The 10338-nt window shown below is 49.1% G+C and carries 9 protein-coding genes; 3 read left to right on the forward strand and 6 right to left on the reverse strand.

Annotated elements, in window-relative coordinates:
- The coding region (locus LW728_RS07325) for a Uma2 family endonuclease (RefSeq protein WP_287766022.1) at nucleotides 1-357 on the forward strand (357 nt) is incomplete at its 5' end.
- 24 nt (nucleotides 358-381) lie between these two features.
- Nucleotides 382-1110: a carbonic anhydrase gene (locus LW728_RS07330; RefSeq protein WP_002801182.1), complete on the forward strand. Its 729-nt coding sequence runs from the start codon at nucleotides 382-384 to the stop codon at nucleotides 1108-1110.
- Between the two features lie 26 nt (nucleotides 1111-1136).
- On the opposite strand, the gene LW728_RS07335 is transcribed toward LW728_RS07330, so the two are convergent.
- The 5 genes from LW728_RS07335 to rimP all read right to left on the reverse strand — a co-directional run bounded on the left by LW728_RS07335 (nucleotide 1137) and on the right by rimP (nucleotide 7149).
- Complete coding sequence (locus LW728_RS07335) at nucleotides 1137-1706, reverse strand: low-complexity tail membrane protein (RefSeq protein ID WP_287664765.1); 570 nt, start codon at nucleotides 1704-1706, stop codon at nucleotides 1137-1139.
- A gap of 202 nt (nucleotides 1707-1908) precedes the next feature.
- The gene (gene infB, locus LW728_RS07340; protein WP_287766024.1) at nucleotides 1909-4968 is read right to left on the reverse strand and encodes a translation initiation factor IF-2; all 3060 of its coding nucleotides are present in this window, start codon (nucleotides 4966-4968) and stop codon (nucleotides 1909-1911) included.
- Nucleotides 4969-5078: 110 nt separating this feature from the next.
- Nucleotides 5079-5360, reverse strand: coding sequence for a YlxR family protein (locus LW728_RS07345; RefSeq protein ID WP_150976468.1), 282 nt, complete (start codon nucleotides 5358-5360; stop codon nucleotides 5079-5081).
- Entirely contained in the window at nucleotides 5357-6553 is a 1197-nt protein-coding gene (gene nusA / locus LW728_RS07350; protein WP_287766030.1) for a transcription termination factor NusA, read from the reverse strand. The genes LW728_RS07345 and nusA overlap by 4 nt, the downstream gene beginning before the upstream one ends.
- 125 nt (nucleotides 6554-6678) lie before the next feature.
- Nucleotides 6679-7149 carry a ribosome maturation factor RimP gene (gene rimP, locus LW728_RS07355; protein ID WP_002801172.1) on the reverse strand — a complete coding sequence of 157 codons (471 nt, stop codon included), beginning with the start codon at nucleotides 7147-7149 and terminating at the stop codon, nucleotides 6679-6681.
- Between the two features lie 214 nt (nucleotides 7150-7363).
- On the opposite strand from rimP, the gene ftsH reads away from it, so the two are divergent.
- Complete coding sequence (gene ftsH, locus LW728_RS07360; protein ID WP_287664773.1) at nucleotides 7364-9259, forward strand: ATP-dependent zinc metalloprotease FtsH; 1896 nt, start codon at nucleotides 7364-7366, stop codon at nucleotides 9257-9259.
- Between the two features lie 85 nt (nucleotides 9260-9344).
- On the opposite strand, the gene LW728_RS07365 is transcribed toward ftsH, so the two are convergent.
- The gene (locus tag LW728_RS07365) at nucleotides 9345-10133 is read right to left on the reverse strand and encodes a response regulator transcription factor (protein ID WP_287664776.1); all 789 of its coding nucleotides are present in this window, start codon (nucleotides 10131-10133) and stop codon (nucleotides 9345-9347) included.
- Nucleotides 10134-10338: the final 205 nt, after the last annotated feature.

Raw genomic sequence — 10338 nt, forward strand, 5'->3', positions numbered from 1 at the left:
GAGAAAAAACAAATTTATCAAGATATATTTCGCACTCCCGATTATTTTTGGTTTGACCCAGAAAGCCTAGAATTTGAAGGATTTACTCTAATTAGCGGTCAATATCAACCGATTACCCCCAATGCTCAGGGACGGCTCTGGAGTCAACAATTAGGCTTATATTTGGGTTTAGCTGCCAATAAATTGCGCTATTTTACCCCCGAAGGGGAATTAGTACCCACTCCCGCAGAAGCGGCACAACAGGCAGAAAATCGGGCTGTAGAAGCAGAAAATCAAGTCCAACAGGAAAGGCAGAAATCCGCAAAATTAGCGGCTAAACTGCGGGAATTGGGCATAAATCCCCAAGAAAATTTCTAATTAGGGTTTGCTAAATTTAATCCCATGTATAGACGAGAATTACTGCAATTTATAGGCTCTCAGGCTCTTATTGGGGCTATTAATCCAGAATTTACTTGGAATTATCAAAATATTGACCATTGGGGCGAATTATCAAGGAATTATCGCCTCTGCACTACGGGAAAGCAACAAACACCGATCGATCTGAGTATAGTGTCTGAAAAAGAGCTATACCACCCCACCTTTAATTATCTTCCTGTACCCCTAAAAATTCGCCATAACGGTCGTACAATCTTAGTTCAGACCGAAAAAGGTGGAAACATGAGTTTTCACGGCGAAAAATGGGATTTATTGCAGTTTCATTTTCATCACCCCAGCGAACATCAGATTAAAGGTCAGTCTTTCCCTCTAGAAATTCATTTAGTGCATCGAAATGGGAAGGGAAATTTAGCAGTTTTGGGCATTTTAGCCGAAATCGGCGCTTTTAATCCCTATTTACAAACCATTTGGGATTATTTGCCCCAAGAACCTTCTCCTGAAATGATTATCCCCGATACTTGGGTCAATGCCTGGCTTTTACTGCCAGAAAATAGCGATTTTTATGAGTATCGGGGGTCTTTGTCCACTCCCCCCTGTAGCGAGGATGTTCTCTGGTTAGTCTGGCAAAATGCGATCAAAATTTCTCCCCAACAACTGCAACAATTGGCCGCGATTTTTCCGAGTAATGCCAGGAATATTCAACCCTTAAACGGGCGCTCGATCCTGCATTCCTAGTCGAAATTGTCGGCATTTTGGCTAATTTAGATAATTTTATTAACTTTTAGACCAACAATGGTAAATAACTCAGGAATGCGCTCAATAACTAAAGCTTCGGTGGCTGTCCAGTCACTTTCCTTCGTGGCTAAAACCCCAAGAACACTCAGAGGAACCTGTAGAAATAGGTGACTTAAGAGGAGAGCGATCGCAGCGATGACTAAACCTAAAAGCCGCCATTGGGGGAGATAGGCGGCCACGGCAGCCGCTAGAGGGGCAAAATTATAGATGGGCCAAGCGATGAGAATTAAGAGGACGACTCCCAAAAGAGTAAGAAGACGATGGCGAGGACGTTTAAAAAGAGAGAGAATTTTTAACTGTTCGGGGGTGAGTTGACTCGGTTTTAGAGCAACCAACAAAAGACTAAAGATATCAAAAGGTTTTGTCCACTGCATCCAAAAAACGGGGACGATGGCGATCGCTCCCAGAAATAGCCATTCTAGCCAAAGAAAAGGCAAGGGATCGCCCACAGCTAAACCAATCCAAGCGATTTGTAAAAAGATTGGCAAAGCCGCTAACCCTGCCAGATGAATCCACAAAAAAGGTTCTGATTTCATAGAGGGAAATGAGAATTATAAATTATAAATTATGAATTATGAAGTGGGGAGATGGGGGAGTGGGGGAATTATGAATTATGAATTATGAATTATGAAGTGGGGAGATGGGGGAGTGGGGGAGTGGGGGAATTATGACTGATAACTGATAACTGATAACTGATAACTGATAACTGATAACTGACTCCCGACGGTTCAAGTGTAATTAACTGGATAAAGTGCGGCGTTTCATGACCATTTCGTAGGCCTCGATAATGTCGCCTTCTTTCCAGTCATTGAATTTAGAAACACCGACACCGCACTCGAAACCGGTGGCCACTTCCCGGGCATCTTCCTTCATCCGTTTGAGGGAATCGAGAACTCCCTGATAAACAATTTCCTTGCCGCGACGCACGCGCAGGAAGCGATTCCGCACCAGTTTACCTGATTGGACATAACAGCCCGCCACAGCCCCACGACCGACGGTGAAGACGGCGCGCACTTCGGCAAAACCGAGGTGTTCTTCCACTTCTTCGGGGTCAAGAAGACCTTCCATCGCCCCTTGAATATCATCGAGAAGCTTGTAGATGATATTGTAATCGCGGATATCGACCCCTTCCCGATCAGCGGATGCGCGCGCACCACTGGCCAGGGTGGTATTAAAGCCCACCACCACCGCACCACTAGCGGCGGCCAGATCCACATCGGTTTCGGTGATTTCCCCCGGAGAGGCGAGGAGAACCCGAATCTGCACTTCGTTTTGGGGTAACTGTTTGAGCGCACCGAGGATGGCCTCGACGGAACCTTGCACATCTGCCTTGAGGATGAGATTAAGTTCCTTGAGTTGTCCTTCTTGAGCTTGGATAGAGAGGGTGCTAAGGCTAACGCGACGGGAGGAGAGGGCCTGTTGTAAACGGGTGTTGCGTTGTTCGATCGCCCGTTGATCAGCGATTGATCGGGCCTCTTTCTCACTTTCATAGACATCGAACTCATCGCCAGCGGCCGGCACATCACTGAGACCGAGGATTTCCACGGCAAAGGAGGGGGTGGCTGCTTCGACTTTTTGACCGCGATCATCGATCATGGCCCGAATTTTGCCGAAAACGGAACCGGCGACGATGCTATCACCGACGCGGAGAGTACCATTCTGGACGAGCAGGGTAGCCACGGGGCCTTTGGTGCGGTCGAGGTTAGCTTCGATGACGGTTCCCTTGGCCAAGCGATCGGGGTTAGCGACCAATTCCTCCACTTCTGCCACCAAGAGAATCATTTCCAGCAGATTATCGAGATTTTCACCCCGCAGGGCGCTAACGGGAACCATGATCGTCTCACCGCCCCAATCTTCGGCCACCAGTCCCTGTTCGGTCAATTCCTGTTTAATCCGGTCGGGGTTAGCCGAGGGTTTATCGACTTTGTTAATCGCCACCACGATGGGGACTTCCGCGGCCCTGGCGTGACTAATTGCCTCTTTCGTTTGGGGTTGTACGCCATCATCGGCGGCTACCACCAGCACCGCTATATCGGTGACTCTCGCCCCACGGGCCCGCATGGCGGTAAAAGCTTCGTGGCCGGGGGTATCTAAGAAGACAATCTGTTCCGGTTTGCCGTTATGTTCCACATCGACGTGGTAAGCACCGATGTGCTGGGTGATGCCGCCGGCTTCCCCCTGGGCGACTTTGGTTTTGCGGATCGAGTCGAGGAGGGTGGTTTTACCGTGGTCAACGTGACCCATAATGGTGACGACGGGGGGACGACGCTGGAGACTTTCCCAGTCGGAGACATCGATCATTTCCGTGGTTTTGATCGCCGCCGACTGGGTGCTGGGGGTTTCCACGGCCATATCGAAGTCCCTGGCGATCATTTCGATCGTGTCCACGTCGAGAGTTTGGGTGATATTAACCGCCATCCCTTTAAAAAATAGGGTTCTGATGATCTCGGTTTCGGGGACTTTCATCAATTCCGAGAGGTCGCGCACGGTGAGACTGCCGGTGACGACGATGCTTTCCGGGCGTTTTTCCTCTTGAGGTTCTTGGCGCTCGCTTTTCGGACTGCCGGTGTGGGCGGTTGGTTTACTAGGCCGCTTAACTTTGACTGCTGTTGGGCCGCCGGGGGTGGTTGCTTTAGCGCTGGGCGGTTTGGGGGGACGAGCGGTGGAAAGGGTAAAACTGGGGGTATTGATTAACCCGGATAGTTCCGATTCTAGATCATCGTCATCTTCAAAGAGAGCCTGGGTGCGGCGTTTGTTTTTGCCGGCAGTTTTGGCGGTTTTGGCCGCTTTTTTCTCTTCTTCTTCTTCTTCTTCCCAGGTAGATTTTTTGGCCATGCGAGGGGGCATGGTCGGTCGTTTGAGTTTTTTGGGCCCGTCTGCTCCCAGCAATCCGGTATCCGTATCGATTTCTGTGCCATCAACACCAGATTTCTTGGTGGTATCGGTTTCTTCCTCGCCGGTAGCCGAGATTTTGGCGGGCAAACCGGGGCGAACTGGGCGCTTCAATTCCACCGTCTCCCGCACTTCTCTGGCTGGTTCCCCCAGTTTCGGGCTTTTTCCGTCGGTTTTGCGGTTGAGGGTCGGTTTTTCGGGTTTAGCCAAGCCAGCCCTGCGCTCAGGACTAGGGGCGTTTTCGCTCTCGCCGCGCTCGCGTTTTTCCCCCCGGGGCCTGTCGTTACTGCCAGGGGCATTTTTAGATCGGGGTTCTGGACGGCCCGAGGTGGTTTCAGGGCGCGGTTTCGGGGTGAGGGAGGGTCGATTAGGTGGGGCGATTAAGGTGGAGGCTGCTTCCTGGACTAGCGGGGTTTCGGTCGGGGTTCCTTTAACACTGGGGAGCTGAGATAGCATCTCTGCATCGGTGGGGGTAGCCGCGTTCTTCTCCTCCGTGGCGGGAGTTTTTTCGGCCGCACCGTCCCGCCCTGGGGGAGCGACGAGGGGTTTAACCGGGGGACGGGGGGGACTGATTAAAGTCGGTTTGGCTGAGGAACCAGCCTGACCGAGATGGCTGAGCCCCTCTTCGCCGGTTTCGGGGCGGTTATGTTTATGCAGGGCTAAAATCTTTTGTTTTTTTTCTTCGGCAGGACTAGCCGATTCTCGCTGACCCGTGCTATTTTTACTGGTACTCGAAATAACTCCCTTTGCCGCAATCGCTTTGATGCGTTGGGCATCCTCTTCGCTGATCGTGCTACTGTGGCTCTTGTACTCGATGTTCAACTGGTCACAGATATCCAAAATGTCTTTGTTGTCTAGATTCAATTCTTTTGATAAATCGTAAATTCTGACTTTCGCGTTACTCATCCATTATCCCCCGGCTAAAGTGTTAGTGATCCTATAAGTTGGCTGATTTTTTGATCCTGTCAGGACTGCCCCTTTCCATGCTAACGATTTTGTGGCTATGATCGTCAATTTTAATCCTGATTTGGACGACCTTGCTTGGCAGTCCCGAGGCGCTCTTGCAAGGATTCATAGAGCGTTTCGGGAATGTTGGCTTTTAGGGCGCGTCCGAGACGATTTTTTTGCCTGGCTAATTGCAGGCAGTTAGGTTGCGGACAGATATAGGCAGCTCTTCCCATTCCTTGATCTAATTGTATCTGTCCGGACGGGTGTAGTCGGACAATTCGCCAAAAGGATTCTTTCGGAGCGAAGAGACGACAGCTAATACAGCGTCGATAATTGAGGAAGGGGTTCATTCTTGGTCTAAATCCTGCGCTTCTGAGTCGTTTTCATCGGTTTTTAATTCCTGTTCGCCTTTATAGAGGGCGATATCCTTAATATCGATTTTCCAGCCCGTCAGACGGGCGGCTAAACGCACGTTCTGCCCTTCTTTGCCAATCGCTAAACTTAATTGATCCTGTGCCACCAGTACCAGTGCTTGTCTTTCTTCGGCATTAGTGAACAAAACTTGGTCGATACGGGCGGGACTAAGGGCATTGGCGATGTAGGTGGCGGGATCTGGAGACCAGCGAATTACGTCGATTTTTTCCCCCCGCAATTCGTTCACCACAGCTTGAATCCGCGAACCTCTGGCCCCAATACAGGCCCCAACCGGATCCACGTCTCTTTCTAGGGTATCGACGGCGATTTTTGTCCGCGAACCAACGTGACGGGAGGGGGGATTGGCTTCCCGGGCGACGGCGACAATACGCACGATTTCCTCCTCGATTTCGGGAACTTCGTTGGCGAACAGATATACTACCAAACCCGCCGCCGCTCTGGAAACGATTAATTGCGGGCCCCGGTGAGAACCTTCTAAGACTTTTTTGAGCAGCACTTTAAAGGTGGCGTTAGCGCGATAGTTGTCGTTGGGTAGCTGTTCCCGTTTGGGTAGTTCTGCTTCCACTTCCGGTTGACCATAGGTGCTTTGTACCATGACAATAGCGGCCTGTCTTTCAAAACGGACGACCCGGGCCTGTAAAACGGTTCCTTCTAGATCTTGGAACTCCTCTTGAATCATTTTGCGTTGGTTATCCCGCAGTTTTTGCAGTAAAACCTGTTTAGTTTGAATCGCCGCCATGCGACCAAATTCTCTTTGGTCGGGGGTGACATCCAGAACTACTTCATCCCCTAATTGGGCCTCGTCGGCCACTTCTTGCACTTCTTTAAGACCGATGTGATGGTCGGGATTGGTCACTTCTTCCACAATAGTTTTAGTCGAAAGGATGCGAAACCCTTCTTCTTCTACGTCTAATTCCACATCAAAGTTATTGAAATAATCTTCATGAAATTGAGCGGCTTTTTCTAAACTTTGGGCGCGTCGATAACGTTCATACCCCTTGAGCAGTGCTTCACGCAAGGCTTCTTGTACGGCATTTTTGGGCAGATTATGTCGTTGGCTAATTTCTTCGAGCATTATTTTTAAACCGGGCAAATTAACAGTAGCCATAATTATTTTTCTCCTTACTTTTGAGTTATTAGTTAGAACTTGGAATAGGCAATAAGGAACAGGCAATGGGCAATAGAGAGAATAAATAAAAGCAGTCTCCTGGCGACCGTCTCCTGTCCTTTTTTTTACTTTTGATCCCGCCGCTCATCTAAACGGACGCTGATGACGGTAGTGCGATCGATGCTCAGGGATCGACCTTTTTGGTTAAGATAAATAGATTGCTCATCTCTACCTTGCAGTTTTCCGCGCCATTCTTTCGGTTTTCCCTGGCTATCCTGGCCGGTAACGATGACGGGAAAGCCTTTAAAAGACTGAAATTCGCGCTCACTGCTCAGTTGTCGAGAAATGCCGGGGCTAGATATTTCTAAAACGTAGGCCTCCGGTAAGATTTCTTGACTGTCGAGGGCGGTTTCTAAGGCCCGACTCATCTGCTCACAGTCCTCTAAACCGGTATCTCCCGCAAGATTGCGAATATCGACGCGCAGGACGGGAGGCCTTTTATTGGTTTGGAAAACGATATCGACCACTTCTAGCCCCAAGTTTTCAGCGATAGGGGTGGCAAGGTGCAGCAGGTCGGCAATGAGCGGATGGGTCATGATTTAGACAACAAAAAAAGCGGGCGAAACCCACTTCCCTAAACTTTTAGTGATTGGGATAGGCAGTTGTTAGACCACCTAGCTGAATACAATATAGCAAAAAACCGTCATCACTATTTGCCCCCAGGGTCGTGCCTGGGGGCAAACAGAACAGTGGTCACGATCGAGTCGATCTGTCACAATGAATACAGGGTAACTAGATATAGAGTCAATTATGGATCAAAAATCTCCACTCACCGTAGTTAGAGCCAAGTCAGCTAAGAATCGTGGTCATCGGCCAGTATGGAAAGGGATTGTCACCACTTGGATGATTCTGCAAACCTTTGGCCATGTCACTGCTGCTTGGAGTCAAAAAAACCCAAATACCCTCACCTACGGTGAATTGTTAGAGAAGATCGACCAAGGAAAGGTAAAAAAGGTGGAAATCAATCCTTCTTTGCAGCAGGCAGCAGTTACCCTCGTCGGTCAAACGGATAAAGACCCCCCGAAAGAAGTCAATTTATTTGACCAAAATCCCGAATTAATCAAGAAACTCGATGCTGAAAAAATTGAGTACGGTATTCTCCCTAGCACTGACAATTCGGCCCTGATCAATGTTCTCACTAACCTGTTAGTGATTATTATCGTCTTGGGATTATTGGTGTTTATTATCCGTCGTTCTGCCAATGCTTCCGGTCAAGCGATGAACTTCGGTAAATCAAGGGCGCGGTTTCAGATGGAGGCGAAAACCGGCATAGAATTTAATGATGTGGCGGGGGTGGATGAGGCCAAGGAAGATTTACAGGAAGTGGTGACATTCCTCAAACAACCGGAAAAATTTACGGCTATTGGCGCAAAAATCCCCAAAGGAGTCCTGTTAATCGGGCCTCCGGGGACGGGGAAAACTTTACTGGCTAAAGCGATCGCGGGAGAGGCGGGAGTGCCTTTTTTCAGCATCTCCGGGTCGGAATTCGTGGAGATGTTTGTCGGGGTTGGTGCGTCGCGAGTGCGAGATCTATTCCGAAAAGCCCAGGAAAATGCCCCTTGTTTGGTTTTTATCGATGAAATTGATGCCGTTGGTCGTCAAAGAGGGGTCGGTTATGGGGGAGGTAATGATGAACGGGAACAAACCCTGAACCAATTATTGACGGAAATGGATGGTTTTGAAGGAAATACCGGCATTATCGTCATTGCCGCCACCAACCGCCCCGATGTTTTGGATTCGGCCCTGCTGCGTCCGGGTCGTTTTGATCGACAGGTGGTGGTGGATTATCCAGATTTTAAGGGACGTTTGGGCATTTTAGAGGTCCATTCTCGCGATAAAAAGGTGGCTGCTGATGTGGCTCTGGAGGCGATCGCCAGGCGCACCCCCGGTTTTACTGGGGCAGATTTGGCTAATATGCTCAACGAAGCGGCGATTTTTACCGCTAGAAGACGGAAAGAGGCGATTACCATGGCGGAAGTCAACGATGCGATCGATCGGATTGTGGCCGGTATGGAAGGGCGCGCTTTAGTGGATAGTAAAGCCAAGCGTTTGATCGCCTATCATGAAGTCGGCCACGCGATTGTCGCTAGTCTCTGTCCCGGCCACGATCAGGTGGAAAAAGTCACTCTGATTCCCCGGGGTCAAGCGCAGGGGTTAACTTGGTTCACTCCCGATGAAGAACAGGGTTTAACCAGTCGTTCCCAGTTATTAGCCCGAATTGCGGGATTATTAGGGGGACGAGTGGCGGAGGAATGTGTCTTCGGTGAGGATGAAGTGACCACCGGGGCCGGTAATGATATTGAAAAAATTACCTATCTGGCCCGACAGATGGTAACGCGTCTGGGAATGTCGGAATTGGGATTGATTGCTCTAGAGGAGGAGGGCAATTCCTATCTCGGTGGTGCTGGTGCTGGTTATCATGCCGACCATTCTTTCGCGATGAGGGCGAAAATTGATGCACAAGTACGAGAACTTGTCAAGCAATGCCACGATTTAGCAACAAAACTTATCCTTGACAATCGTGTGGCGATCGATCGCTTGGTGGATATACTGATTGAACAGGAAACCATTGACGGCGACGAATTCCGGCGTTTATTGACGGAATTTCAGCAACAAGCGGATCGGTCAATGGTGACTACGGTTTAATTTGCCCTTCGTCTCCTCGCTTCGATTAAGTGCTTAGGAGACGATTTCAGCAAAAAATCTGCTAATTGCTTGGACAAAGCCAGAATTAACGACTAACATTGTGAGCGGGGATTTTACTCATGGAATGGCCGTTATGATTGCCTTTGGTGGAGGCAATAATATTAGCTTCTAAAGCTGAAGTCATCTGGGCCAACATTTCTAAATTGAAACGATAGCCGACGTTGCGGACGGTTTGAATTAAATTAGGTTGTCTGGGATCGGTTTCGATTTTTTTCCGCAGAGAGAGAACATGAGTATCGATTGTCCGGGGATTATCAATTTCCTCGGGCCAAGCGCGACGCAGTAAATCGGCTCTTGATAGGGGTGTTCCCTCCGCTTGGGCTAAAACGTAGAGTAGGCTAAATTCTTGGGGGGTTAATTCGATATATTCCCCGCGAAATTGTACCCGTCGTTGGGCTAAATCTATTTTTAATTCCCCATAATCCAAGTGTAGGGGAGCGGCCCCACCGCGTGAACGACGGGTCAACACTTCTACCCTAGCCATAAATTCTTGCATTCCAAAGGGCTTTCTCAGGTAGTCGTCGGCCCCAGCTTTTAAACCATTGACCACATCTTTTTCGCCATTGCGGGCCGAGAGAATCAGTATTAAAGACTGTTTTTGTTGATAAAGCCAACGGCAGAGTTCGATTCCATCCCCGTCCGGCAAGTCGGAATCGATAATTGCTAAGGTTGGTTGACGATGAAGGAAAGCTTGACGCGCACTTTGCAGGGTTGCCGATTGATTGACCAAATAACCGGCCTGTTGCAGATGCCAAGCTAATAGCGATCGCAAGTGCGGGTTGCCCTCAACAATAGAAATATAGATCGATACCACCTGAGTTTCTGCCCCATTACTGCACAGATTGACACATTGTCAGGGTATCAGAATTAATGTCAAGATGTTGTAACAATCGTAACATTCGTTAGCTGTCAGCTTTTTTCTCCCTGCTCCCATCTCCCCATCTCCCCATCTCCCTCATAAGTACCTAAGCAAAATTAATTACACATATCTAACCACCTCTTGCCTATTGCCTATCTTC

The organism is Microcystis sp. 49638_E5, from assembly GCF_021300285.1.
GTDB lineage: Bacteria > Cyanobacteriota > Cyanobacteriia > Cyanobacteriales > Microcystaceae > Microcystis > Microcystis aeruginosa_C.